The organism is Lentzea sokolovensis, from assembly GCF_033949975.1.
GTDB classification, from domain to species: Bacteria; Actinomycetota; Actinomycetes; order Mycobacteriales; family Pseudonocardiaceae; genus Lentzea; species Lentzea sokolovensis.
The window spans coordinates 286,480-310,563 of sequence record NZ_JAXAVU010000007.1 but is presented as its reverse complement, the minus strand read 5'-3'; the positions used below and the strand labels follow the sequence as shown (position 1 = coordinate 310,563).

Annotated in this window: 31 protein-coding genes and 1 pseudogene; 18 read left to right on the top strand and 14 right to left on the bottom strand. The window is 66.9% G+C overall.

From position 1 onward, the window contains the following. Positions 1 to 6: 6 nt before the first annotated feature. A complete protein-coding gene (locus SK854_RS13750) occupies positions 7 to 954 on the bottom strand; it encodes an NlpC/P60 family protein (RefSeq protein WP_256335080.1) in 948 nt (315 codons plus the stop codon). Positions 955 to 1,313: 359 nt separating this feature from the next. On the opposite strand from SK854_RS13750, the gene SK854_RS13745 reads away from it, so the two are divergent. The 4 genes from SK854_RS13745 (at position 1,314) to SK854_RS13730 (ending at position 4,691) form a co-directional block, all read left to right on the top strand. Continuing rightward, entirely contained in the window at positions 1,314 to 1,703 is a 390-nt protein-coding gene (locus tag SK854_RS13745; protein ID WP_319975465.1) for a hypothetical protein, read from the top strand. A 173-nt stretch (positions 1,704 to 1,876) separates the two neighbouring features. Further along, the gene (locus SK854_RS13740; protein ID WP_406601776.1) at positions 1,877 to 2,947 is read left to right on the top strand and encodes a PLP-dependent cysteine synthase family protein; all 1,071 of its coding nucleotides are present in this window, start codon (positions 1,877 to 1,879) and stop codon (positions 2,945 to 2,947) included. Then, entirely contained in the window at positions 2,944 to 4,200 is a 1,257-nt protein-coding gene (locus SK854_RS13735; RefSeq protein ID WP_319975463.1) for an MFS transporter, read from the top strand. The genes SK854_RS13740 and SK854_RS13735 overlap by 4 nt, the downstream gene beginning before the upstream one ends. A gap of 128 nt (positions 4,201 to 4,328) precedes the next feature. Further along, a complete protein-coding gene (locus SK854_RS13730) occupies positions 4,329 to 4,691 on the top strand; it encodes a BlaI/MecI/CopY family transcriptional regulator (protein WP_319975462.1) in 363 nt (120 codons plus the stop codon). Between the two features lie 70 nt (positions 4,692 to 4,761). Here the strand turns inward: SK854_RS13730 and SK854_RS13725 are convergent, their stop codons facing one another. Further along, the gene (locus SK854_RS13725) at positions 4,762 to 6,360 is read right to left on the bottom strand and encodes a peptide chain release factor 3 (RefSeq protein WP_319975609.1); all 1,599 of its coding nucleotides are present in this window, start codon (positions 6,358 to 6,360) and stop codon (positions 4,762 to 4,764) included. A gap of 289 nt (positions 6,361 to 6,649) precedes the next feature. On the opposite strand from SK854_RS13725, the gene SK854_RS13720 reads away from it, so the two are divergent. After that, entirely contained in the window at positions 6,650 to 7,141 is a 492-nt protein-coding gene (locus tag SK854_RS13720) for a methyltransferase family protein (RefSeq protein WP_319975461.1), read from the top strand. Positions 7,142 to 7,159: 18 nt separating this feature from the next. After that, positions 7,160 to 8,077, top strand: a complete 918-nt coding sequence (locus SK854_RS13715; protein WP_319975460.1) for a cation diffusion facilitator family transporter — start codon at positions 7,160 to 7,162, stop codon at positions 8,075 to 8,077. A 114-nt stretch (positions 8,078 to 8,191) separates the two neighbouring features. Here the strand turns inward: SK854_RS13715 and SK854_RS13710 are convergent, their stop codons facing one another. The 6 genes from SK854_RS13710 to SK854_RS13685 form a co-directional block, all read right to left on the bottom strand. After that, positions 8,192 to 9,223: a copper resistance D family protein gene (locus SK854_RS13710; protein ID WP_319975459.1), complete on the bottom strand. Its 1,032-nt coding sequence runs from the start codon at positions 9,221 to 9,223 to the stop codon at positions 8,192 to 8,194. After that, the gene (locus tag SK854_RS13705; protein ID WP_319975458.1) at positions 9,220 to 9,744 is read right to left on the bottom strand and encodes a copper resistance CopC family protein; all 525 of its coding nucleotides are present in this window, start codon (positions 9,742 to 9,744) and stop codon (positions 9,220 to 9,222) included. Before SK854_RS13705 ends, SK854_RS13710 begins: the two co-directional genes overlap by 4 nt. Before the next feature lie 111 nt (positions 9,745 to 9,855). Further along, positions 9,856 to 10,086 (bottom strand): hypothetical protein, encoded by a 231-nt coding sequence (locus SK854_RS13700; protein WP_319975457.1) that lies wholly within the window; start codon positions 10,084 to 10,086, stop codon positions 9,856 to 9,858. Next, entirely contained in the window at positions 10,083 to 10,397 is a 315-nt protein-coding gene (locus SK854_RS13695; protein ID WP_319975456.1) for a hypothetical protein, read from the bottom strand. The genes SK854_RS13700 and SK854_RS13695 overlap by 4 nt, the downstream gene beginning before the upstream one ends. A gap of 5 nt (positions 10,398 to 10,402) precedes the next feature. Beyond that, complete coding sequence (locus tag SK854_RS13690) at positions 10,403 to 11,059, bottom strand: DUF305 domain-containing protein (RefSeq protein WP_319975455.1); 657 nt, start codon at positions 11,057 to 11,059, stop codon at positions 10,403 to 10,405. After that, complete coding sequence (locus SK854_RS13685; protein WP_090011959.1) at positions 11,059 to 11,856, bottom strand: DUF3105 domain-containing protein; 798 nt, start codon at positions 11,854 to 11,856, stop codon at positions 11,059 to 11,061. The genes SK854_RS13690 and SK854_RS13685 overlap by 1 nt, the downstream gene beginning before the upstream one ends. 93 nt (positions 11,857 to 11,949) lie before the next feature. Here SK854_RS13685 and SK854_RS13680 point away from each other — a divergent pair, with 93 nt between their 5' ends. Continuing rightward, on the top strand, positions 11,950 to 12,303 hold the full coding sequence (locus SK854_RS13680; protein ID WP_090011960.1) for a BlaI/MecI/CopY family transcriptional regulator: 354 nt from the start codon (positions 11,950 to 11,952) through the stop codon (positions 12,301 to 12,303). Further along, a complete protein-coding gene (locus SK854_RS13675) occupies positions 12,300 to 13,265 on the top strand; it encodes a M56 family metallopeptidase (RefSeq protein WP_319975454.1) in 966 nt (321 codons plus the stop codon). Before SK854_RS13680 ends, SK854_RS13675 begins: the two co-directional genes overlap by 4 nt. A 157-nt stretch (positions 13,266 to 13,422) precedes the next feature. Here SK854_RS13675 and SK854_RS13670 read toward each other — a convergent pair whose 3' ends face one another. Then, entirely contained in the window at positions 13,423 to 13,812 is a 390-nt protein-coding gene (locus tag SK854_RS13670) for a methyltransferase family protein (RefSeq protein ID WP_319975453.1), read from the bottom strand. A gap of 23 nt (positions 13,813 to 13,835) precedes the next feature. Here SK854_RS13670 and SK854_RS13665 point away from each other — a divergent pair. The 6 genes and pseudogenes from SK854_RS13665 to SK854_RS13640 form a co-directional block, all read left to right on the top strand. Next, positions 13,836 to 14,945, top strand: a pseudogene (locus tag SK854_RS13665) (heavy metal translocating P-type ATPase); the annotation flags it as partial. Positions 14,946 to 15,633: 688 nt separating this feature from the next. Further along, positions 15,634 to 16,203, top strand: coding sequence for a DUF305 domain-containing protein (locus SK854_RS13660; protein WP_319975452.1), 570 nt, complete (start codon positions 15,634 to 15,636; stop codon positions 16,201 to 16,203). A gap of 12 nt (positions 16,204 to 16,215) precedes the next feature. Beyond that, complete coding sequence (locus SK854_RS13655; RefSeq protein ID WP_319975451.1) at positions 16,216 to 16,464, top strand: hypothetical protein; 249 nt, start codon at positions 16,216 to 16,218, stop codon at positions 16,462 to 16,464. A gap of 47 nt (positions 16,465 to 16,511) precedes the next feature. Beyond that, positions 16,512 to 17,051, top strand: a complete 540-nt coding sequence (locus SK854_RS13650) for a hypothetical protein (protein ID WP_319975450.1) — start codon at positions 16,512 to 16,514, stop codon at positions 17,049 to 17,051. Between the two features lie 81 nt (positions 17,052 to 17,132). After that, positions 17,133 to 17,834, top strand: a complete 702-nt coding sequence (locus SK854_RS13645; RefSeq protein ID WP_319975449.1) for a YcnI family copper-binding membrane protein — start codon at positions 17,133 to 17,135, stop codon at positions 17,832 to 17,834. Then, complete coding sequence (locus SK854_RS13640; RefSeq protein ID WP_319975448.1) at positions 17,831 to 18,397, top strand: copper resistance CopC family protein; 567 nt, start codon at positions 17,831 to 17,833, stop codon at positions 18,395 to 18,397. The genes SK854_RS13645 and SK854_RS13640 overlap by 4 nt, the downstream gene beginning before the upstream one ends. A gap of 24 nt (positions 18,398 to 18,421) precedes the next feature. Here the strand turns inward: SK854_RS13640 and SK854_RS13635 are convergent, their stop codons facing one another. The 4 genes from SK854_RS13635 to SK854_RS13620 all read right to left on the bottom strand — a co-directional run bounded on the left by SK854_RS13635 (position 18,422) and on the right by SK854_RS13620 (position 21,269). After that, entirely contained in the window at positions 18,422 to 19,453 is a 1,032-nt protein-coding gene (locus SK854_RS13635) for an alpha/beta fold hydrolase (RefSeq protein ID WP_319975447.1), read from the bottom strand. A 47-nt stretch (positions 19,454 to 19,500) separates the two neighbouring features. Further along, the gene (locus SK854_RS13630) at positions 19,501 to 20,097 is read right to left on the bottom strand and encodes a vitamin K epoxide reductase family protein (protein ID WP_319975446.1); all 597 of its coding nucleotides are present in this window, start codon (positions 20,095 to 20,097) and stop codon (positions 19,501 to 19,503) included. Then, positions 20,094 to 20,783: a DsbA family protein gene (locus SK854_RS13625; protein WP_319975445.1), complete on the bottom strand. Its 690-nt coding sequence runs from the start codon at positions 20,781 to 20,783 to the stop codon at positions 20,094 to 20,096. Before SK854_RS13625 ends, SK854_RS13630 begins: the two co-directional genes overlap by 4 nt. A 90-nt stretch (positions 20,784 to 20,873) precedes the next feature. Beyond that, positions 20,874 to 21,269, bottom strand: coding sequence for a hypothetical protein (locus tag SK854_RS13620; protein WP_319975444.1), 396 nt, complete (start codon positions 21,267 to 21,269; stop codon positions 20,874 to 20,876). Positions 21,270 to 21,554: 285 nt separating this feature from the next. Here SK854_RS13620 and SK854_RS13615 point away from each other — a divergent pair, with 285 nt between their 5' ends. Both SK854_RS13615 and SK854_RS13610 read left to right on the top strand, forming a co-directional pair. After that, entirely contained in the window at positions 21,555 to 21,848 is a 294-nt protein-coding gene (locus SK854_RS13615) for a hypothetical protein (protein ID WP_319975443.1), read from the top strand. Between the two features lie 136 nt (positions 21,849 to 21,984). Next, positions 21,985 to 22,113, top strand: a complete 129-nt coding sequence (locus SK854_RS13610) for a hypothetical protein (protein ID WP_256335082.1) — start codon at positions 21,985 to 21,987, stop codon at positions 22,111 to 22,113. Positions 22,114 to 22,622: 509 nt separating this feature from the next. Here the strand turns inward: SK854_RS13610 and SK854_RS13605 are convergent. Beyond that, positions 22,623 to 23,207, bottom strand: a complete 585-nt coding sequence (locus SK854_RS13605) for a TetR/AcrR family transcriptional regulator (protein WP_319975442.1) — start codon at positions 23,205 to 23,207, stop codon at positions 22,623 to 22,625. A 94-nt stretch (positions 23,208 to 23,301) separates the two neighbouring features. Here SK854_RS13605 and SK854_RS13600 point away from each other — a divergent pair, with 94 nt between their 5' ends. Further along, on the top strand, positions 23,302 to 23,499 hold the full coding sequence (locus SK854_RS13600) for a hypothetical protein (RefSeq protein ID WP_090011987.1): 198 nt from the start codon (positions 23,302 to 23,304) through the stop codon (positions 23,497 to 23,499). Between the two features lie 2 nt (positions 23,500 to 23,501). Continuing rightward, positions 23,502 to 24,020 carry a DUF2269 domain-containing protein gene (locus SK854_RS13595; protein WP_319975441.1) on the top strand — a complete coding sequence of 173 codons (519 nt, stop codon included), beginning with the start codon at positions 23,502 to 23,504 and terminating at the stop codon, positions 24,018 to 24,020. Positions 24,021 to 24,084 lie beyond the last annotated feature (64 nt).

Here is a 24,084-nt window from a genome sequence, read left to right as displayed (position 1 = left end):
CTCGAGTCAGCCCACGATCCGCCGAGCGCCGATGTAGTGGCCATCGCCTCGGATCGGACGCACGTCCACAAGTTGCCCCTCGGTCGGCGCGTCCACCATCTTGCCTTCGCCCACGTACATCGCCACGTGGTGGATCGTGGCCGGGTTTCCCGACCCGTCGTCGTAGAACACCAGGTCACCCGGCTGGAGTTCGTTCTGGGCCACCGGCCTGCCGACTCGGTACTGGTCCACCGCCACGCGAGGCAGCGTGACTCCGGCTGCCGCATAGGCCCACTTCGTCAGACCGGAGCAGTCGAAGGCGTTCGGACCGTTGCCGCCCCACTGGTACTGCGAGCCCCGCTTCGACAGGGCTGCCTGCAGAGCCGTGTTGGCCGCACCGGGAGGTCCCAGGTAGGTGCCGGTGTCCTTCACCTGGCCGAACCCGAGCCCGGCTTTCTGAGCCGAACTGAGGTTGTTCACCGCCTTGCGGAGCTCGACGATCCGGCCGTCCAGGTCGGACTTGCGCTTCTTGAGGTCGTCAGCGACCGCCGTCGCCTCACTTGCCGCTTTCTCTGCGCGCTGCTGGACGTCGTTAGCCTGTGCCACCGCGGCCGACAGCTTGTCCATCGCCTCCGCGTTGTCGGCCGCCAGCATCTCCAGCGCGGACATGCGGTTGAGGAAGTCCTGCTGGGAGTCACTGACGAGCATCGCCGAGAGCCCGTTGAACCGTGCGCCCTGGAAAGTGGACTCGGTGAGCACATCGACCCGACCGCGCAGCTGCTCCTCGGCCTGCCTGGCCTGGTTCAGCTCCGCACCGGCCTTGTCCAGCTCAGCCTTCTTGGCTTCGACGTTCTCCTGAGCCTTCAGCACGTCGTCGTTGAGCTTCTCCGCCTGCCCGCTCAGCTCCTCGTACTGCTTGACCGGGTCGGCTGCCGGCTGAGCACCCGCAGGACCGGGACTGCTCCCGATCGCCACCAGAACAGCCGCAGACGCCAGTGCACCTCGAGTACTGCGCTTCAGTCGATGCGACGTCACGTCGCGCTTACCTCCGTAGTCGGGAACAGGGCCTCCCCCGATGCCCTGGCGCAAATTACGGCAACATCACGGCGATGTCTACTAGTTCCATTAGTAGAGCAAGGAGCATGTGGCCCGGAACACTCCAGGCCGCCATCACACTCCGCAACGGCCATGTCTTCACCTTTGACAAACTTCATCCAAAGAGTCCTCGCGACGAACATGCGCCTTGCAGCGCATACATCACAAAGCTGATGATCATTTGTCCACAATGGACACGATCGAGCGATTACTTCTCGTAACAAGATCACGCTATGGTCGTGACCGTGCGGATCGAGTTGACGACAGTGCGTGTCGCCCGCGTGACAGTGCTCGCCGTCGCGCTGGCGCTGTTCGCGTCGCTTCTCGGTGTGCTGTGCACAGCGAACGCGCACGGGTCTCCCGTCGTCAGCCATGTCCATGTGGCCGGCTCTCCTTCGGGCGATCACTGCGATCACCACCACGAGCCCGTTCACGAGGCTGCCCTCGACCGGGCACTGCGGCGCCCGACCGGCACGCCGTGCGATCCAGGGCCTTCAGTTGACGATGTCCCGGTCGGCTGCTGCGTCGCTGCAGCCGTCAACGGTCAGCCCACCGCCTCGCCGGACGCAGGTCGCGTGCCCAGATCCGGCCGCCACCTGTTGATCACCCTCAGCGTCGCCCGGAACTGATCAACGCATTGCAGCAGCGGAGACGAGACCGCGCATCCCTGCGCACCTCGTCTGTTCGCGCTGCCGCGAAGACGATCTCCGGACCATCACGGCACTGCCGTACACACGACGCTGAGGACACGATGCTCACCACCCGTGGCCGGCCCGAAACGCCGGTCATTCCTCCCGCGCACATGCTCACCTCGTCTGCCGCACCGCTCTGCCGCACTCCGGCGGCGGTGGTGGGAAACACGCCGGTCCAGTGGATCGACGACCTGTCCGGCCTGTCCTCCCGCGGCTTCTGGGCCAAGCTCGAAGGCTTCAACCCCGGCGGGATGAAAGATCGCCCGGCACTGCACATGATCGCCAAGGCGCGTGAGCGCGGCGAGCTCGCTCCGGGCGGCGTCGTCGTGGAGTCGACGAGTGGCACGCTCGGCCTCGGTCTTGCGCTCGCCGGCATCGTCTACAGCCACCCGGTGACGCTGGTGACCGACCCCGGCATGGAGCCCATCGTGCAGCAGATGCTGCAGGCGCACGGCGCGCAGGTCGACCTCGTGCCCTCTGCACACCCATCAGGTGGCTGGCAGCAGGCCCGGCGCGATCGGGTCGAGCAGCTGCTCGCGGACACTCCCGGCTCGTACTGCCCGGACCAGTACAACAACCCTGACAACGTGGCCGGTTATGAGTCACTGGCACTCGAACTCGTGGCACAACTCGGACGCGTCGACGTGCTCGTGTGCTCGGTCGGCACGGGCGGGCATTCCGCTGGGGTATCTCGGGTACTGCGCGAATACTTCCCCCATCTGCGGCTGGTCGGCGTGGACACCGTCGGCTCGACGATCTTCGGCCAGCCCGCGCGACCGCGCCTGATGCGAGGACTGGGATCGAGCATCTACCCGAGCAACGTGGACTACGCCGCGTTCGACGAGGTGCATTGGGTCAACGCCGCCGAGTCCGTGTGGGCGTGCCGCAGGCTCGCCGCTCGCCACCACGCCAGCGGCGGTTGGAGTGTCGGCGCGGTGGCGCTGGTCTCCAGCTGGCTCGCACGCACACATGACGCGGACGTCCGTATCGCGGCGGTCTTCCCCGACGGGCCGCAGCGTTACTTCGACACCATCTACAACGACACGTACTGCGCGGCGAACGAACTGGCCGTGAGTTCTCCTCGGCCCGACCCCGCGGAGATCAGCTCCACGAGTGACCGGGAGGTCACCGAGTGGACCCGCTGCCGCAGTGTCGCCGACCCGGCGGAGCGCCGACCGTGACCGGTACGATCCGGCAGTTCAGGTCGTTCGATCGGCCAGTGCAGCTGCTGTTGCTCAACCAGTTCACCATCAACGTGGGCTTCTACATGCTCATGCCGTATCTCGCGATGCACCTGTCGGGCGAGCTCGCTCTCGCAGGCTGGGCCGTGGGTCTGGTGCTGGGTGTGCGGAACTTCTCCCAGCAGGGCATGTTCCTGGTCGGAGGAACGCTCGCGGACCGGCTCGGCTACAAACCACTGATCGTGGCGGGGTGCGCCCTGCGCACGGTGGGGTTCGCGGTGCTCGGGTTCGTGGACAGCCTGCCTGCTCTGGTGATCGCCTCGGCGGCCACCGGCTTCGCCGGCGCGTTGTTCAACCCCGCGGTGCGGGCGTATGTCGCGAACGACGCAGGGCCACGGCGGGTGGAGGCGTTCGCCCTCTTCAACGTCTTCTACCAGACCGGCATCCTGGTGGGGCCGATCATCGGGCTCGTGCTGACCGGGGTCACGTTCAAGTTGACGTGTCTGGTCGCGGCTGTCGTGTTCGCCGCGCTGACCGTGCTGCAGATCAAGTCGCTGCCCGCGCGAACACCGAACCGCGACGCCGTCCCGGCGACCGTGCTGCAGGACTGGCGGGGAGTGCTGGCGAACCGCCGGTTCGTCCTGTTCTCACTGGTCATGACTGGCTCGTACGTGCTCTCGTTCCAGGTCTATCTCGCCCTGCCACTGGAGGCCCGCCGTCTCGCGGGTTCCGGCATCGAGGGCACCGCACTGGTCGCAGGACTGTTCGCGGTGTCAGGTGTGCTCGCCATCGCGGGTCAGCTGCGCATCACCGCGTGGTTCCGGGAGAAGTGGGGACGCGACCGATCACTTGTAGCCGGCTTGCTACTGCTGGGTGCTGCGTTCCTCCCGCCCGTGCTCACCGCGGACTCACCGAGCGGGGCGGGAATGCCGGGCTACATCTCCCTGGTTCTGGCGGCATCGTTGCTCGCGCTGGGGACGATCGTGGTGTTCCCCTTCGAGATGGACACCATCGTGACGTTGTCCGGCGACCGGCTCGTCGCGACGCACTACGGCCTGTACAACACCATCGTCGGGATCGGCATCATGGCCGGAAACCTGTTCACCGGCACCATCCTCGACCTGAGCCGTGCGGCTGGTGTTCCCGTGCTGCCATGGCTCGGACTGGTCGCTGTGGGCATGTTCTGCGCCTGGCGCCTGCACGTGCTCAACCGGCCTTCCCCGGCCACGCACGCAGAGAAGCTGCTCAGCTAGGACGTGGCATCGGCGAGCTGGGCGGGCATCGACACGCCGCAGCTCGCCCGATGCGGCAGATGCCGATCAGCGGCTACTATGACGTCTAGTAGGCAGCGGCGTGCGGCCATTTCCGGCCGGGAGGAACCATGCACGGACTCGGTGACCTGGAAGCGGCGGTCATGGGCGTGCTGTGGCGCGAGCAGCAGTCACTCAAGGTTCGCGACGTCCTCGATCGACTCGGCGGAGAGCGCCCACGGGCGTACACGACGGTGTTGACCGTGCTGGACAACCTGCACCGCAAGGCATGGGTGAACCGGGAACTCCGCGGCAAGGCGTTCTGGTACGAGCCCGCGGTGACCCGTGCCGAAGCTGCGGCGAGAGCCCTGCGCCAGGTGATCGCATCCTCTGGAGATCCGGAGGCGGTACTGCTTCAGTTCGCGCAGTCTGCCACGGACCGCGAGTTCGACCTGCTCCGCAAAGCACTGTCCACGAGAAGAACCAAGCCGTAACCGCGACCGGCACCGGCCCATGACCTGCCGGCCGGCGTGACCCGCTCGGCGGCCCGTTCGACGGGGCAGGTCAGTCGACGCCGCCGACGAGGTGGTCGAGCTTCAGATGTGGATGCAGGCGTTGCAACACAGCCAGTTCGACCTGGCCCGCGAACACCGCGAGCTCCGTTCCGTCGTCCCGCATCAGCACCTCGCTGCGCCAGCCGGTGTCCACGAGCGGACGCTGACTCGGATCAGCCAGCCGTCGCACGACCGTGTACGGCAGGTGTTCCAGCGTCACGGGCACGGCGAACTCCCACTCCATCCGGTGCAGGACCACTTCGAACTGCATCGGTCCGACAGCGGCGAGAACCGGGGCACTTCCCTGACCTCGGCGCTGAGACCTCATCACCTGCACGACTCCTTCAGCGTGCAACTGCGCGATGGCGCGGTGGAACTGCTTGGCGCGGCCGACGTCCGTAGGCCGGGCGACCGCGAAGTGCGCCGGAGCGAACCTCGGCAGGCGCGGGAACCGCACCGCCGGAACGCCTGCGAACAGCGTGTCCCCCACTCGCAGCGCGGCGGCGTTCACCAGCCCGATGACGTCGCCCGGATAAGCAACGTCCAGTGTGGTCCGTTGCTGACCGAAAGCCTGCTGCACGTACTTCGTCGCGAACGGCTTGCCGGTCGCGACGTTCGTCACGACCATGCCCCGCTCGAACACACCGGAGCACACCCTGGCGAACGCGATCTGATCCCGATGGGCCGGGTTCATGCCCGTCTGCACCTTGAACACGAAGGCCGAGAACGGCGCATCGAGCCGCCTTGGCCGCCCCGCCACATCCACTCTGGGGCGCGGAGCCGGGGCGAAGTCGACCAGGAAGTCCAACAGATGGCGGACGCCGTGGTTGAGCAGCGCGGCACCGAACAACACTGGCGAGGCCTCAGCTGCGAGAAACAGCTCGTGGTCGAACCCGCCGCCGGAGGCGTCGAGCAGGTCCGCTTCTTCACACGCGCGAGACCACGCTGGGCCCTCCTGAGCCGCTGCCACGGCCGGATCAAGACGCTCCTCCTGCGCCGCGGTGGCGCCGCCCACGGTGCGTTGATAGCGCACCATAGTTCCGTCACGACAGTCCAGCAGCCCGTGGAACTCCCCCGCCGGCCCTATCGGCCAGGTGAGCGGCATCGGCTGCAACCCGGTGTGGGTGGCGAGCTCGTCGCACAGGTCCAGCGCATCACGACCAGGCCGATCCCATTTGTTGACGAACGTGATGACCGGAACGCCCTGAGACCGGCACACGTCGAAGAGCTTCAGCGTCTGGGCCTCCAGCCCTTTCGCCGCGTCGAGCAACATCACCACGCTGTCCACTGCGGACACGACTCGATACGTGTCCTCCGAGAAGTCCGCGTGTCCGGGCGTGTCCACGAGGTTGATCAAGGTGTCGCGATGGGAGAACCGGAGCACCGCGGAGGTGATCGAGATTCCGCGTGCCTGTTCCATCCGCATCCAGTCGGACACGACAGTACGCCGCCCAGCCTTGCCGTGCACGGCGCCCGCCTGGCTGATCGCCTTGGCGTGCAGGGCGATCGCCTCGGTCAAAGTCGACTTGCCGGCGTCCGGATGGCTGATCACCGCGAAGGTGCGCCGCCGTGCTGCCTCGTACGGCACATCGGTCTCACGCGCGCCCATGATCTCCTTCCATCCGGTCAGCCGATCCGCCATTCGAACAAGGCGACCCCCATCTCGACAGGTCCATGTGGCCGCACTGTTGCACGAGTTGCCCAGGCCGCCTAGCATTCATGCATAGATCGCTATGTATGCATGAAAGGGACTGCGGATGTCGTCAACGACCGCGGGCGCCATTGCCCTTGGCCTGTACGTCACGTACATAGTGTGGGCCTTCGGCGTCCGGACGGTTCTGCAGTATCGACGGACGGGTTCTACCGGCTTCCACGGCGTAAGCGGACGCCCTGGGACCGTGGAGTGGTGGGCCGGAGTGCTGTTCGGCATCGCTCTCGTCCTGGGTCTGCTCGCCCCCGCCGCGCAGTGGTCCGCGTTGGTCACGCCGGTTCCGGTACTCGACCACACGGCCCTTCAGCTCATCGGCACCGCGTTGGTCGCCACCGGATTCGCCGCGACGGTGGTTGCACAGCTCGGCATGGGCGCTTCGTGGCGCATCGGTGTCGATGAGGGGGAACGGACAGCACTCGTCACCACGGGAACGTTCGCCCTGGTGCGAAACCCGGTGTTCACAGCGATGATCAGTGGTGCGACAGGGCTGACGCTGCTGGCACCCAACCTCGTCGCCATCATCGGCCTGGTGGCGCTGATCACCGCCGTTGAGCTGCAGGTGCGGGTCGTGGAGGAGCCCTACCTGTTGCGGGCGCATGGCGAGACCTACCGCGCTTACACCGCGCGGGTCGGTCGGTTCCTTCCGGCCATCGGCCGCCTGACCACCGACGTTCTCTGACAGCGAAAGGGCATCCCAGTGGGAACTGGACACGGGCACGGCACCCTCACCGCGGCGGGTAAGCACCGCGGCCGTTTGATCGGTGTGCTCGCGATCACCGCGAGCATCATGGTCGTGCAGGTCATCGGCGCGTTGCTGTCGGGCAGCATCGCGCTCCTCGCGGACGCCGGCCACATGCTCACCGACTCGGCCGGAGTCGCGCTGGCACTGGTCGCCATCACTCTCGCCGCGCGCCCGCCCACGGCGAAGCGCACGTTCGGCCTGGCCAGGGCCGAGATCCTGGCCGCCGCCGCCAACGCCGCCGTGCTGCTCGGGCTCGGCGCCTACATCCTCTACGAGTCGGTGATGCGGCTCAGCGAACCGCCCAACCTGCAAACAGGCTCGATGCTGATTTTCGGCATCATCGGACTTGTCGGCAACGTCGTCTCGATGCTGCTGTTGTTCAAAGCGCAGAACGACAGCCTGAACATGCGCGGCGCGTTCCTCGAGGTCGCGACCGATACCCTCGCGTCCGTCGGCGTCATCGCCGCCGCGCTCATCGCGCGCTTCACCGGCTTCACCCGTGCCGACGCGATCGTCGCCATCCTGATCGGACTGCTGATCCTGCCGCGAGCGTTCAGCCTGCTCCGCGCATCGGTGGACGTTCTGCTCGAAGCCGCACCCAAGAACGTCGACCTCGAAGAGGTCCGGCAGCACATCCTGGGAGTACCGCACGTCCGTGATGTGCACGATCTGCACGCCTGGACGGTCACCTCCGGCATGCCGGTGCTCTCAGCGCACATCGTGGTCGAGGACGAGTGTTTCCACGACGGACACGCACCCCAGGTCCTCGACGAGCTCCAGACCTGCCTCGCCGGCCATTTCGACGTCGAGCACTCCACGTTCCAGCTCGAACCTGCAAGTCACTCCGCACACGAACACGCCGCGCATCCGTGAGCGGAGTCAGAACAACGCAGTCTGGTAGAACCGGAACCGCCTGAAGCACCACACGCCGACTGTCCACTCGGCACTGTCCGTTGCGGACAGGCTTCACGGTTCATTGTTCGAAGATCAGATGGCCGGGGTACGGGACAGCACCACTGCTAGACCGAACGCGACGCCCATCACGACAACCTCGGCCGCGGCCCACGCCACCAGCGGAGCCGACCGTCGTGCCGCGATCAGCGGCAGCAGCCGGAAGCGGATCCTTCCGCCCAGCGCGGCGAGCAGGACCAGACACACCGACTTCAGCAGCACGAGCTGTCCGTACCCGGTGGTGAAGAGCCCGCCGGGAAGCTCGACGAGCGGCGTCGTCGCGAGCTGCACGAGTGCGTTGATGGTGCCTGTCACGAGGACGAGGAGCAGACACACGGTGGCGAGCTTGGAGAACCTCGGCAATGCCGCGGCGAGAAGGTCTCGCCGCGCACTCACGAAGTACACCAGCACCGCCAGCCCTCCGGTCCACAGCGACGCCGCGATCACGTGCAGCTCCATCGAGGCCATCAGCAGCCCGTGCCCGCCCCAGAGCAGGCCGAAGTTCGCGGCGTGGCCGCCCACTGGCAGCGGAAGGAGGGCGAAGAGCGCCACGAGCATCCGCAACTCGGCGGGCACGCTCTCACCCGAGCGCACCGCGAGCAGCGCGATGTTGAAGTACACCAACGCGGACACGGCACTCATCGCAAGAGCCTGGCCCGCGCCGACCTTGCGCATGAACTCCAGCACGTGGCCGATCCCGATCTGCTGGCCTGGACGCAGTTCCGCGACCAGCAGCAGCACCATCGCGAGCGCGGCCAGCACCCAGACCGCGGAGGAGACGACCGCGGCACGGCGGACGGTGCCCAGTACCGGCTCGGTCAGCGCCGGTCGGTCGAAACCCAGCAACTTGGGCAACACGCTCAGACCGACCGTCACGACGGCGGCGACGAACAACACGGCCCGCACGACGGGCAAGCCGAAACGCACTACCGCGCCTGGCTCGGGCAGGCCGGGCACAGGGGCGACGGCGGTCAGCACCAGAGCACCCGCCACACCGAGAGCCACCGCTCCCACCAGACCCGCTGCGATGGCAGCGCGGGGCAGCTGGGCGGTGCGGTTGGAGCTCATCTCGGTTTCTTGCCGGTGCGCAACGCCAGCACAACACCAGAAGCGAGGAGCACCACGGCGCCGGCGATCCACGGCCAGACCGGCGCGTCACCGACACCGCCGGTGGACGCCGTGTCCGTCAGCTGAGGTGCGGACGGGCTGGCCGGCGTGCCGGTGCCTGTCTGAGTCAGCCTCATCGTGATCTTTCCGGTGACGGGATGGCCGTCCGCGGAGAGCACGCGGTAACCGACGACGTAGTCACCTGCCGGCCCGAGCGGCAGGACGCCGGCGGTCACCTCGTTCCCGCTCACCGACGGCTCACCTGAATCCCAGCGGGTTCCATCTGGCCCTGTGACCGTGACGGTGTTGAACCCCTGCTGCATCGGCTGATCGAAGGTGAGTGTGACCTTCGATGGGCCGGAGGCCATGGCGGCGCCGTCCGCGGGGTCGCTGCGGACGAGCACGTTGTGCGCGAGCGCGGATGAAGAGCCGGCGAAAACGGCCGCTACGGCGAGCACGAGAGTCACAACAAGACGCTTCACGACGTGGTCCTTGTTCCGCGCAGGGTCGACGACACCGCACTCTTCACAGCCAGCATCACGCAGACCGTAGGCCACAGCCTCCGAGAGTGTTGAGCGGGTTCGGCGAAGGTCTCACGCACGTGCTCCGCGGACCATCCAGACCACTCCCCAAAGCCACAGTGCCACCACGGCCACCATCAGCCACGAGGTACCCGTGATGAGGGCGGTGACCCCGAGCGCGGACGCGGCGCCCAGCGGCACGACGACCACCATGGCTGCACGGTTCAGGGCCGCACCGACAAATGCGATCCACGCCGCGAGCACAGGGAGGTACAAGGCCAGCTTGGCGCCAATGACGTTCACGGCTTGGCCTCGCCCTCGTCCTGGTCACGTGCCGTCGCTTCCTGCTCGTCCGCAGCGAGGGATGTTCCGTTTTCACCTTCGGTGACCACGGTTTCGGGTTCTCCGTTCTGAGCAGGTGTCACCGCCGTGGTACTCCGCCGGCGCGGAGAGCTGTAGAGGGCGTCGCGGAACTGCATCCGGGCGGCACGGTCCGGGTCGTTGCGTTGGGCGATGCCGATCGCCACCAGCGCCGCGATGATCAGAAGCAGGATGAGACCGAGAATCAGCAGGGCGGAAACGCCCCCCTGCTCATGGGTTGCCAACACCTGCACAGGTATCACCCTGAGCCGAGCGGCTGTGCGTTGCGAGCCGTCAGCATCGCCTTGAGCGTCTGCACTTCGGCTTCCTGACTGGACGCGATGGCACCGGCGAGACTGCGCACGATCGGGACCGTGGCCTTGTCGGCCGCGTACTTCGACATGGAGCTGCCGCCTTCGTGATGCCGCGTCATCAGCTGCAGGAACAGCACGTCGAACTCCTTGCCGTTCAGTTTGCGCAGACGTGCGAGCTCCTCGGAGCTCGCCATGCCGGGCATGCGGCCGTTGTCCATGCCGGACATCGAGTGATGCTCACCGCTCATCCAGGTCATGAGCTTGCCCGCGGGTGCCTGCTCGGGCTCGCCCCACATGCCGAGCCAGCCCTTCATCCGCCCGACCTGTTCCAGCTGACTCGACGCGATGTCGAACGCGAGCTGCCGCACATCAGCGTCGTCACTACGGCCAGCCGCGAGATTCGCCATCTGCACGGCCTGCAGGTGATGCACCGACATGTCCTGCGAGAACCCGATGTCGACCGCGGTGGGCCCGGCGGACTCGTCGGGGCGAGCGAGGGTGAGGCCAGCGGCCGCGCCGACGAGCAGCAACGCGATGCCGACTGCCAGCGCGATCACCCGCCGGGACCAGTTGACGCCCTCCGACGCCTTCTCCTCCGTCATCAGTTCCCTCCCGCAGGGGTGGAGGACGGCGCCGTGTTCTGCTCCTTCGGGTCCTCCTGACCGCCGTCGACCGGCACCGCGTCCGGGCCTGGCTTCTCGGCCACGAACGGCGGCGGGTTGGTCACGTCGAACTGGGCCGGGCTGGCCTCGCAGGTGGCGCCGGGCTCGGGGTAGGTGTTCGGGTTGCGGCGCAGCGAGGAGATGAACTGGTCGATGCGCTCGTCGTCAGCGCTGTCCAGCTTCAGCTGGTGACCCCACGACTGCAGCGCGATCGGCTTGTCCAGGCCGGGGTACGGCGACAGCATCGTGAACTGCTGACCTTCCGCCTTCGGCTTCAGCTTGTCCAGCGCGGGACCGTTGACCTGGTCGGGGTTGTAGGCGATCCACAGCGCGCCGTGCTCCATCGAGTGCACCATGTTTTCGGTGCGCACAGCCTTGTCATAGACCACACCGGTGCAGTCGGCCCACGTACCGTCGTGCGCGCCGCCGTAGGGCGGGCTGGCTTCGTAGGCCACCCGCTTCACAGGCTCGACGTGCTTACCGGCCGGATATTCCTTCTTGGTGACGCCTGCGATCTTGTCTGACGGATCCTTGTTGGTGTCAGACGGCTTCCACTGCGCGAGAGCGGCTTCACGTTGGTTGTTGGCCGAAATCTGGGAGTAGGCGTAGCCGAACACCCCTCCCGCGAGGCCCAGCACCGCGACGACGGCGATGATCGTGCCCCACGGCCTGGGCTTGTAATCCACGACGATGGACTTCGTTCCGCGGGCCTTCTTGGACTTCCGGCCACTGGTCATTTCCGCTCCTCGGCAATCGGCTACTAGCGAGAATAGTAAAGATCGCGAGAGCGGACCTGAGAGGACTCTGTGCGACGCCGTATCCTCTCGGTCATGCAGGGGCTGGGAGAGCTGGAGTCGGCCGTGATGGACGTGCTGTGGCGCGCTGATCAGGCGCTGACGGTGCGTGAGGTGCTGAGCAGGCTCAATCGCGAGCTCGCCTACACCACAGTGATGACGGTGCTGGACAACCTGCACCGCAAAGGCTGGGTCCAGCGCGACATGGTGAACCGCGCGTATCAGTACCTGCCATCGACCACGCGCGAGGAGTCGGCGGCCGCCGCGTTGCGCGACCTGCTGAACTCCACGGAGAACCCCGAAGGCGTGTTGCTGCGCTTCACCGAGTCCGCCTCCGAGGGGGAGATTTCCCTGCTCAGGCGGGCGCTCCGGAGGCGACGCAGCCGATGACGATCGCCTTGGCGTTGCTGGTCGGCGCATTGCTGGCGGGCTGGGTAGCACCCGCGCTGCTGAGTGTGCTGCTGCGCGCACGGGTACACCCCCAGGTGAGTCTTACGACCTGGTTGACGCTGGTCACAGGCATTGTCCTGGCGAGCAGCATCGCACTGATCATCGCCCTGCTGCCAGGACACGGCCCCGCTCCGCAGGTCATCATGGTGCTGCACAGCTGCCTCACCGCCATCCGGCACGGCGGTGTTCCCGGCGCGGAACATCTGGCCGGAGTGCTCTGGCTCGCCCTGGTCGTGTTCGGAGCGGCAAGGTTGGCGGTGAGGCTTTTGCGTTACCGGCGGCATCAAGGGCAGCTGTACGTTCGGCACCGAGGCGCCCTGGACTGGCTCGCCAAGCACGACGACGGGCCGATCCCGACGCTTTGGCTTCCTCACGAACAGCCCATGGCGTACAGCATCGGCGGCCCCGAGGCGCTGATCATCGCAACCGATGGTCTCGTCGAGCGACTGCCCTACGACAGCGTTCAAGCAGTCCTCGAACACGAGCGCGCACACGTCCGTGGCCACCACCACCTCCTGGTGGCTGTCGCTCGCGCCCTCGCGGCCACGCTGCCATGGCTTCCGCTCGCGCGCTGCTCCCCCGAGTTCGTCGGCGCGGTCGCCGAACTGGCGGCGGACTCGAGCGCCGCCCGGATGCACGGCACCCGTGCCGTCCGCACCGCGTTGCTGAGCATGACCACCCCGCACGACACGCCGCCGGCCGCCCTTGCGATGGCGCACACGTGCGTCGATCTGCGGTTGGCACACCTCGACGAGGCCGGCACCGCAAGTGGCCGTGACGTCAAGCAATTCCATGTCGCGCTGAGCGGTCTCTGCGCTGTCACACTCCCGTTCGCGCTCGGGACAGCGCTGTTCGTGACGGCAGCGCTCGCCGTGTGCCCCTTCATCCCCGGCATGTCATAACAGTTCGGCAACACAGCCTCGATGGCTCGTGACCGTGGCGACCAGCTTCGTCCTCACGTCGGCGCACCCGGCGCGGCCACGACTCGGCATGACAGGACGGGCACCCCCACGACCCTCACCGACGCAGCGGCGGCTGCCCCAGCACGCTGCGGCTGAGTCACGTGAGTCGGCCGAGTCCCGGGAGAAAGCGCCCGGTATGACTGGCGTAGGACAGGTACTCCCCGTCGTGCACCTGCCGCAGGTACGGCTCCTCGACCAGCCGGACCTGCAGTTCGCTGCCGACGATGACAACCCCCAGTCCGACGATCGCGATCAGACTGGGCACGACCAGCGCCAACCCGGCAACCATCATGATCACCGCCGTGTAGACCGGGTTGCGGACGATGCGGAACGGTCCGTCGGTGACCAACGCGGGCCGCTCCGTCAGATCGACGGTGCTGCGCCAAGAGTCACCCATTGCGAGTTGGGCACCGAAGGTGGCGAGCAGCCCGACCACACTGACCACGACGCCTGCGACACGCACAACCGGCCGATCGAGGATCGACAACGCCGGAACACCGAGCAGTTCGCCTGGTCGTGCTGGTCGCCGCATCACCGTGCGCGCTCGCGATCTCGGTGCCCGTGACCGTCGTCGCGGCCGTTGGTGCGGCCAGCAAGCTCGGCGTGCTCGTGAAGGGCGGAGCAGCTCTGGAGGCACTCGGGGCTGTGCGCGGCGTCGCGTTGGACAAGACCGGCACGCTGACCGCCAACCGGCCCACCGTGATCGACGTCGTGACGACCGACGGCACCAGCCGCGAGCACGTGCTGGCCGTAGCAGCAGCACTCGAAGCACGCAGCGAACACCCGCTCGCCCGAGCCGTCCTCGCAGCCGTCGACGACGTCACCGCGGCCGAGGACGTCGAGACCGTGACCGGTGCCGGACTGACCGGTCGCCTCGACGGCCGTCAGATCCGGCTCGGCCGCCCTGGTTGGCTGGAAGCCGGACCGCTCGCGGGCGACGTCCGGCGCATGCAATCGGCCGGCGCGACCGCAGTCCTCGTCGAGGAGGACGGCCAGGTGATCGGCGCGGTCGCCGTGCGTGACGAGTTGCGCCCCGAGGCCGCCGAAGTCGTGGACCGCCTCCGGCGCGACGGCTATCACGTGGCAATGCTGACCGGCGACAACCTCACGACCGCCACCGCGCTGGCGAAGGAGGTCGGCATCGACGACGTGCACGCTGAGCTCCGGCCGGAGGACAAGGCCAGGCTCATCGAGCAGCTACGCACCAGCGGTCCACCGCGATGGTCGGCGACGGCGTCAACGACGCCCCCGCCCTGGCCACCGCTGACCTCGGCATCGCGATGGGCGCCATGGGCACCGACGTCGCGATCGAGACCGCCGACGTGGCACTCATGGGCGAGGACCTCAGGCACCTACCCCAAGGCGTTCACCCACGCCCGCCGCGCACGGAGCATCATGCTGCAGAACGTGAGCCTGTCCCTGGCGATCGTGGTCGTGCTCATGCCGCTGGCACTGTTCGGCGTGCTCGGCCTCGCCGCCGTGGTGCTGGTGCACGAACTCGCCGAGGTTGTCGTCATCGCGAACGGCGTACGGGCGGGACGGAGCAAGCCACTGCCCGATCTGATCCACAGGGGTCAGCTCCCTGCAGCACGAGCTACCGCTGTTGGCGCGTCGTCGTAGCCCACCTCAAGAGCACTTGGCGCGGGCGGAAGTCAGAAGCTCTGCAGGAAAGCGGTAGACGTCTGCCAGCGTCATGAATCCCGGGAAGCACCGATCCAGCACGGCGAACGGCCCCGCACGGATGCGTCGGGGGATCGCGCCATCGAAAGGGAGGTGCGTTGCTCGACCGATCCACGCTCACGAGCACGTTCTATACGACCCCGCCGTCGCAGGCACACCAGGACTCAGCCGGGCGGGATAGTTGTCACAGCGAACCTAGTACTAGGCTCACTAGTAGTTAACGGGCGATGAGGAGCTGGGGGATGGCGAGCGGCCGCAAACCAAGCAGCCGTGCCGCGGCGAAGTCGATCATCAGCACCAGGCTGATGCCTGGGGCTCGATCGTTGCGTGCTGGGGCTGGCGGGGGTGTGTCCGGTTACGCAGACAGCCAGGTATCGGCGAACAACGGCCGCGAGGCCGCTCTTGCCCAGTGCAAGCCGTCAGGGGAGCACAAGGACCCGTTCGGTCATGACCGCGCCGATGACGAACGCGTCGACCAGTTCACCTCCTCTTGCGCCGCAACCCGAACACCTGTCCCGAGGTCGGTGCTTCTCGTGAGAGCTCGCAGTTCTTGTCAGACCCGGCCAGGTACGTCGGGGAAACACCCATGCCCCGCATCCGCTCAGCCGTCGACTCCGGTGGAGGGCAAATGAACTGGCCGCTGTGGCTGATGCTGGTGTTCATCGGGCTCGCTCTGGTGCTCATCGGCTACCTGGTGGGCACCGCGTCGGTCAAACCCGCTGGTCCCGCGGACGCCGACATCATCTTCGCCGCCGAACTGTCGACACACCACGCGCTGGCGATGCGGATGGCAGGCCTGGCCGGGCAGTACAGCGACGACCCGGAGATCCGGCACGTCGCGTTCGAGATCGAGACGGACAGGATCGAACAGGCCGGCCGGGTGAAGGGCTGGTCAGACGCGTGGAAGCAACCCCTGCAAACCGCGAAGGACGTGGAGCGGCCCGCGCTGGACCGCGTTGATCCCGCCGAGGTCACCGCGTTGCGCCGCCTCACCGGGACTGAGTTCGACATCGCGTTCCTGCAGCTGATGCTGCGACACGACGAGACGGGAATCGCGCTGGCGAAGCTCGCCGTGACCAAGGCCCGAACCTCAGCGGTGCGGGTGCACGCGAAGACCGTCCGCGCTCAGCAGATGACCGAGGTGGAGACGCTCGAATCCTTGCTCGCCGCCCGCACCTCCCGCACGTCCCGGTACTGATGGACAACAATGATGTCCGAACATCTGCTCATCCAGACGGTTCCCGTCGCCACTCACAGCGGTGAAGGCGGCACCTGGATCCCTCGGCGTGGTGCCGTCGTCATCGTCACGTGCCTGGTCGCCGTCGGTGTCGCGCTCTACCGCGATACCAACCGCGCTGCCGACCAGGAAGTACGCCGGATGCTGCTGGGCAACGGGCCACGCCGCTCGTTCGCGCCGGAGCCGCCTGCGGCACCGGAGTCCGAAAAGGACAAGATCTGAGCACTTCACCAGACGTGCGTGGCGGCCGGCATGGCTAGCATGGCGCGATGACCGGACGTCCGGAGCGGCTGCCCAGCACGCTGCGCATGCTGCGTGGTGGACTGCTCGCGACGTGCGCGGCTGCCCTCACGGTCACCGCTCACGGTGTCGGGGGTGGCGATTTCCCAGACGGTGCGATGACGGTCTTTGCTACCGCGATCATCGCGCTCGCCGCCACAGCGCTCGCCGATCGCAAGCACTCACCGGCGACCGTTGTGCTGGCTCTCGGCGTCGCCCAGCTGTTTATGCACCTGCTGCTGAACACCGGCGGATCACACCACGGGTCTTCGACCGCTTCGGACAGCGCGCGAATGGCGTTGGCACACGTGGTGGCAGGTGTGCTGCTCGGTGCGCTGCTGGCCAAGGCCGACGCGTGCCTGCTCGCGTTCATCACCGCCGTCCGCCGGTCACTCCCCCGCATCTTCCCGCCGCCGGCAATACCTCGGTCCATCCCGTCGAGGCCTGCCGTGACCGACTTCGTCGACATGCTGCACGGCGTCGTCGTGCTCACGGACGCAAGTCGGCGCGGCCCTCCGCTCTCCCGCTGACACCACCACTCCGACCGGTCCGCTAGACCGGTGTTCTGTCATGCGAGGAGCACCATGTCCCCGAAGTACCCACGTGTGTTCATGGCGGCCGCGGTCGTCGCGTGCGCGGCCACGTTGTCCACCAACGGCGTGGCCGCCGCGCACCTCGAACCCGTGCCAGGCCAGGCAGTCAAAGGCAAACCCGCCACCGTCACCTTCAAGGTCCCCAACGAGCGCCCCGACGCTGGCACCGTCTCGATACGGCTCGATCTGCCTGCCGAGTTCCCGCTGCGCACCGTCCGGGTCCGCAGCATCACAGGCTGGACGGCCGAGGTCGTCAAGGCGAAGCTCGACCAGCCGATCAAGACCGGCAACGTCGAGATCACCGAAGCGTTCCGCAGCATCACCTGGACCGCCGCCCCGGGCATCCGGATCGGCCCCAATGAATTCGCCGAGTTCGCTGTGACGCTCGGCCCTATGCCGGACAACACCGACAAGCTCGTCATCAACGCCGTGCAGACCTACGACAGCGGCGAGGTCGTGAACTGGAACCAGCTGCCATCGGCTGAAGGCCAGGCTGAGCCGGAACATCCCGCCCCTGCGCTCAAGCTCGTCGCCAACGACACAGCGGCACAGCCTGATGAGCATGGTGGCACACCTGCGGCGGTGACGAACACGGCGCCTGGTTCCGAAGCGACCTGGCTCGGCGGCTCTGCGCTCGCCGTGGCCGCGTTGGCCCTGGGGATCGCGATCGGCACAGCACTGCGCTCACGCCGCGCACATCAGACTGGGGAATCGAAATGAAGCGCCTTCTGCTCGTCCTGCCGCTCGTTCTCCTGTCAGTACTCACGACGACACCTGCGGCGTCCGCGCACACCCAGCTGATCTCCAGCGACCCCAAGGAAGGCGCGCAGGTCGCCGCACCGCCGCAGCAGCTCACGCTGACGTTCAACGAACCCGTGCGCCCGGAGCAGACCACGGTCACGGTGACCGGCGCTGATGGCACCGCGTGGACCGTCGGTCAGATCACCGCAAAAGACGCCTCGTTGCTTGTGCCGGTCACCCCGGCCGGCCCGGCGGGCCTGTACACGATCAACTTCAAGATCGGCTCTGCCGACGATCACGCCGTGACCGGAGCTGTGAAGTTCACCATGACGGCGCCGCTGGTCACCACGACGACGGCGCCACCGACCACGACCACCACTGCTCCCAGCTCAACCGCACCCTCGGTCGCGCCAGTGGCCGACGTGCAGTCCGACCAGAGCACCGGGCTTACATGGTGGGCCTGGCTGCTCATCGCCATCGGCGTGGCCGCGGTGGCAGGTGCCGTGGTGTGGCTGAGGAGGCGAGCGACGCAGTCGGCTTGAGCTCCGTCCGCACGGGACACCGGCTCACCATCCGCCGGGTGTCCCGTGTGGACGCTGAATGAAGCGCGCGATGATCGCGCTGATCTTGTCTGCGGTGTCCAGGAAGCCGTCGGCACTTCCTGCTCCGGGCATGCCCACCAGCTCCGCTCCCCTGATCCGGGCCGCGCAGCATCGCGCCGCGCTCGGCGGAAAGAGCAGATCGTGCTGGAACGCGATGAGCAGACACCGTGTCCTGATGGACGGCCAGTGCGCGCCGCGTTCGGAGTCGAGCAGCCAGGCGCGGCAGGCCGCGTGCTGTTCCTGCAGCCCTACGCTTTCCTGGTACGTCCGCAGCGAGAAAGTTGTGATCCACTTCTCGATGTCCTCGTCGCTGTCCTGCAACAACGACATCGGCAGGCCGTGCACCAAGCGGTCAGCGATGAACAGCTCGTCCGGCAATCGGTGTCCTGCCTCGAGCAGGTCCTGCCACGCCCGCAGCCGGATGCGGTGGTACGCGGTGGTCGGACCCGCGCTCGCGATCAACGTCATGCTGCGCAACAGATCCGGCCGCGCGACTGCGAGCTGTTCGGCGATGAAGCCACCTTGGGTCAATCCCACGGCATGCACCGGCCCGAGGTCGAGGTGCTCGATCAGCGCCGCGATGTCCTGTGCGAGCAAGGGGATCGTGTAGGGCCCCGGCGGCGACTCCGAGGCACCAGTGCCGCAGCAGTCAACCGTGACCGGCATCAAGCCCGCTCGCAGCAACGCCGGCACGTGGGCGATCTCCCACGCGATACCCGGCATTCCGCTGTCTCCCAACAACAACACAGCATCGCCGCGCTCGCCGTGAACCTCGTAGGCCAGCCGCACACCGCCGACCACCACTTCACGCACGACCATCACCCCACGGCGTCCCGGAACCTGTTCCGGAACACCCTGAACGACCGGGTGAATGTGCGCGACGCCATAGCCGCATTCGTTAGCGGGAGCGTTTTCTGCCACCGATCGGAGAGGTGCGGAACCGTTGCGACTCTTCATGATCATCGCCGCGCTGCTGGCATCCGCGTGCGGCTCCAAGCTGCCATCCAGCGATGAGACGAACCTGGCGCCGCTCCGCGCCTGAGCTAGCCGATCAACGTCGTCCAGTAGAACCAGAACGCCTGCAGCACCGCACCACCGATGAGCAGGTACCACAGCGTCAGCACCACGCCGTGGTAGCCGGTCAGCACTGCGGTTGTCCGCCGTGGTGATGGCAGGTGACCTTGCTCCATGTTGTACAGCGTCGTGTACCAGAAGATCGGGATCATGACCGCCCACACGGCCATGCAGTACGGGCACAGCGCGCCGATCACGTACAGGCTCTGGTAGATCAACCAGTGCACGAACACGACGCCGAACGTCACGCCCGCCTGCAGGCCGAGCCAGCACCAGCGCGGCAACGCCGCGCCGGCCGCCAGCACCACGCCGAGCGTGACGACCACCGCGAACCCGGCGACACCCAGCAGAGGGTTCGGGAACCCGAACACCTCCGCCTGCTCGGTCTTCATGATCGAGCCGCAGCTCAGGACCGGGTTGATGCTGCACGTCGGGACGTAGTCGGCGTTCTTCAGGAGCGCGATCTTCTCGACAGTCAGCACGAAGGCCGCGACCAGGCCGATCCCGCCGCCCACGATGAGCACCCACGGCAGCAGCCTGATCACGAACCGAACGGCTGAGGTCACTTGGCCAGTTCCCGCTCGATCGCGGCCTTGAGCCCGTCGTAGCTCGGCGCGCCCTGGAACTTGGTGCCGTTGATGAAGAACGTCGGAGTGCCCTGGACTCCCACGGTGGTGCCGTCCTTGCGGTCCTTGAGCACGCGCTCCAGGGTGGCCGGGTCGTTCAGGTCGGCTTCGAACTTCGTCATGTCCAGTCCGAGGTCACGAGCGAAGCTGACGAACAGCTCGTGCTGGAGGACCTGCTTCTCTCCCCACTGCTGCTGGGTCTCGTACATGCGCTGGTACATCGCGTCGAGCTTGCCCTGCTTACTCGCGGCCTCCACAACGGTGGCTGCCAGCTCGGCGTTGCGATGGCTGGGAATCGGGAAGTAACGCATCACGAACGTCACGCGGTCGCCGTACTCGCCACGCAGCTTCTCGACGCCGGGATAGGCCGCGCGGCAGGACTCGCATTCGAAGTCGAGGAACTCGACGACGGTCACCTTCGCGTTGGGCGCATCGTTGAGCTTGTGGCTGTCGGGCCGGACGAGCACCTCATTGGGCGCGATCGGCGTGGGTCCCGCGACGCTGGTCGATCCGGCCGGCTGCTGCGACCCCGAGGGCCCCGTGAGCCTGCTGAGCAGGATGAAGCCTCCGACCACCACCACGACAACCGTAACGATGATCAACGAAATCCTGGCGTTCTTGGTCATGACGACATACCTCTGCGACAAGTTCGAGTGAGTGATCAAGACACGGCGAGGCCCGACCGCCTCGTGGCGGTCATGGGCACAGAGGCGTGACTACGCCCGCAACACGCAGAGCTGCGTGAGCCGGACTCCGGGACGCGGATCCGGACCCTGCCACGGCAACGGCACGCGCACGACGCTCACGGCGATCGAACCAGGACGGCGAAGGACGACGAGGCCGAGCAGGACAGTGAGCAGCACCGCAAGACAGGCTCCCGACACTCCACCGAGGTCCTCGATCAGTTCCGAAGCGGTGCCAATGGCAGTCGGCGGTGAAGGCGAGTCGACCAAGACCAGCGTGCTGGAGGTCGCGCACTGCGCCGTCAGGGCGGTGTCCCGATCACAGGGCGTGCCTTGTAACAACGCGATGCCGACGACGAGCGCGAGCACGGCGAAGACCCGCGCGAGGCTCGCTCGCGCGATGGTCCGCATGCTGCCGGCGCCAGGCACGCGCTCCAGATTAGCGGTCGCTAGAGCCGAGCATGCCAGTCAGCTCGATCTTCACGACGCGGAGACGTTGGCCAGACGTCGGCGACATCTTCGGCAGCCCTACTTCGCGCCGACTCGCCGCCCCCACTGTCCCGGTCTCTCGAGCGCATCCGTCACGCTGTCTGTCGCACAAACCAGGCGACTGATCCAGTCGATCATGTTCAACAGGTCGAGGGACAGTTCAGTTCTTCACCCGTTCCGGTGACGACGTTTCTCGACGGCGGCCCAAGGCGTCACGCTGGCCTCGTGGAGCGCGAACATCCCTGCGAACTATGTGATGACACAGGCGTGATGACCTGGCTGCAACCTGTGCCCAATGCGGATGGCACGCTGACGATGAAGCAGATGAATCACCCTTGTGTCAACGGATGCTCGGGCTGGTTCAAGCTCCCTGTCAGAGAGACGAGCAACGTCGTTGATCCCAGCGCAGGTGATGCGGCTGCGCTGGGCAACGTCGCCCGAGCGAACCTCCATCACCGCACCGACTGGTTGCGGCCCGCCCTTCCGCAACAGGACCGCGGCCTCACCCCGCCTGGCTGACCGTCCCGTAGCCCTCGGTGAACAACCACCTCTGTGTGTCATGAGCACAGAGGTTCTACGCGCCAGCGACACCCACGCCAGGCATTGAGTAAGAACGGTCGGCGGGCAGCCCACGAGCTTGTGCACGAGCCTGGCCTTGGCCGCTGCGGCCCGCCTGCTCGTCCTCAGCATCGTGCTGAAGCTGCTCAACGGTGCCGGGCTCGCGGCAACGCTGGTGGTTCAGCCGCGATCTGATCAGCTCAGTTCCTTGCCGCCGACGCTGTGAAACCGGGAACCGGCGCCGTTGCCCCACAGTTGACCACCGCGGGTCAGGATCGTCGCCGCCATCGGGCTGATCACCGCCGGCGGCCGTAAGGTCCGGGGAACTCCTCTCGGAAATCACCGCGCGGCACGCGAAGCAGGCGATCATCGACGCGGCAACGAAGGTGGAGCTTTCGGCCTACGAGACGCCCGAACTTCCCACGATGGGCTGCTGCGCGCGTCGGCTGCCGAGCACCGAGATGGTCGACGGCCCGCTCGGCGCCATCGGCTCAGTAGCGTCCATCGGCGGCATCGTCGTCGCACTGCTGACGATCCAGCCGTGGCTGGTGCGGCTGATGTTCGCCGGACGCAGTCGACAACGCGACCATCGGGAAGTTCTTCTTCCAGGGGATACTATTCGTCCTAGTAGGACACCGTCACCTACGACTTCGGCCGCCAAGACCGATGCGTTACAAGGAACCGCCGACACGCCCGAAGATCACATCTACATGCCGAACAAAGCCAGGTGGATGCTCACTCAGCCGCGCGCAAGCCCGCCATGGTCACCGCGACGAGACGGTCCAACGCCGCAGTCGAAGGAAGTTCACTCGCCGCACCGAGCGCGTGCAGGCAGTAGCTGGCGAGTTCGTCGACTGCGACGTCGTCCCGTAGGTTGCCGGTTGCCGCCACGTCGTTCAGTAAACCCTTGATCAGGTCGCGGAGATGCTTGTGCGCCTGGGTGACGTGCGCACTCCGGTGCAGGACCGCCTCGACCTCGGGGCCGGGGTGCGTGTGGGAGAAGCGGCCGCGCGACAGCCGCGCATAGGCCGCGAGTACCGCTTCGAGCCGTTCACCGGGGTCGCCTGGCCCGTTCCGAAGTTCGGTGAGCTCGGCGAGGTGGGCGGAGATCTGCCGTTCATGCCATGCGCTCAGGATCGATTCGACGTCCGGGAAGTACTTGTACAGCGTGGCCCGTCCGATGCCAGTCTTCTCGGCGATCCGCGACATCGTCACCGACAACAGGCCGTGTTCGGCCACCAGTTCAGCGGTGGTGTCCAGGATCGCCTCACGCACCTCGCGGCGGTGCGCCTCGATCGTCTCGTTCCACAGCTTTGGCACCCGCCCAGTATACGCAGTGATGATGACGTGACACTGCAGTTCGACATCGACACATTGTCTCGATAAACTTGGCTCTGACGCAGAGGAGGTCCTCATGACCAGCCAGTCCCCTGATCCCGCTGCCAGCGACGAGTCACCTCCACGCATGCCGCGCTGGGTGAAGGTGTCTCTGATCGTCGTCGGCGCCCTCATCCTGCTGTTCCTCGTCTTGCAACTGACGGACGTCGGGGGGCAGCACGGACCCGCGCGCCACCTGTCGTCGGCCAGCGTCATCGTCGGCGGGCATGTATGACCATGCCGCCACGAGTGCGCAAGCTCGTGCTCACCACGCACGTCACCACGTCCGCCGGCTGGCTCGGCGCGGTAGTCGCCTACTTGGCTCTCGATGTCACCGCCGCGATCAGTCAGGACGTTCAGCTGACACGGTCCATGTATCTCGCCATGGAAGTGACCGTCAACTACGCCATCGTCCCGCTGGCTCTCGTGTCAGTGCTCATCGGAATCATCAACGCCCTGGGCACCACCTGGGGCCTGTTCCGGCACTACTGGGTCCTGGTCAAGCTCGTGTTGACCCTGGCGGCCACGACCGTGCTGCTGATCGAGACGAGCGTCGTGAGCCGCCTGGCCGAGGCAGCTGCCTCGGCCGCCGATCCCCGCGAGTTGCCGGGGACCCTCGGGCACTCCATCGGCGGCCTGGTCGTACTGCTCCTGGCCTTGATCCTGTCCGTGTACAAGCCGCGTGGCCTGACCCGGCACGGGTGGCGCAAGCAGCAGAAACAACGCGGTAACCAGCGCGCGGCGTTCGAGTCTTAGCAGTGGCCGTTGATGGATCCTGCCGACAGTCCCGCAGGCGCTTCCGTCATCATCGTGCCTGCGG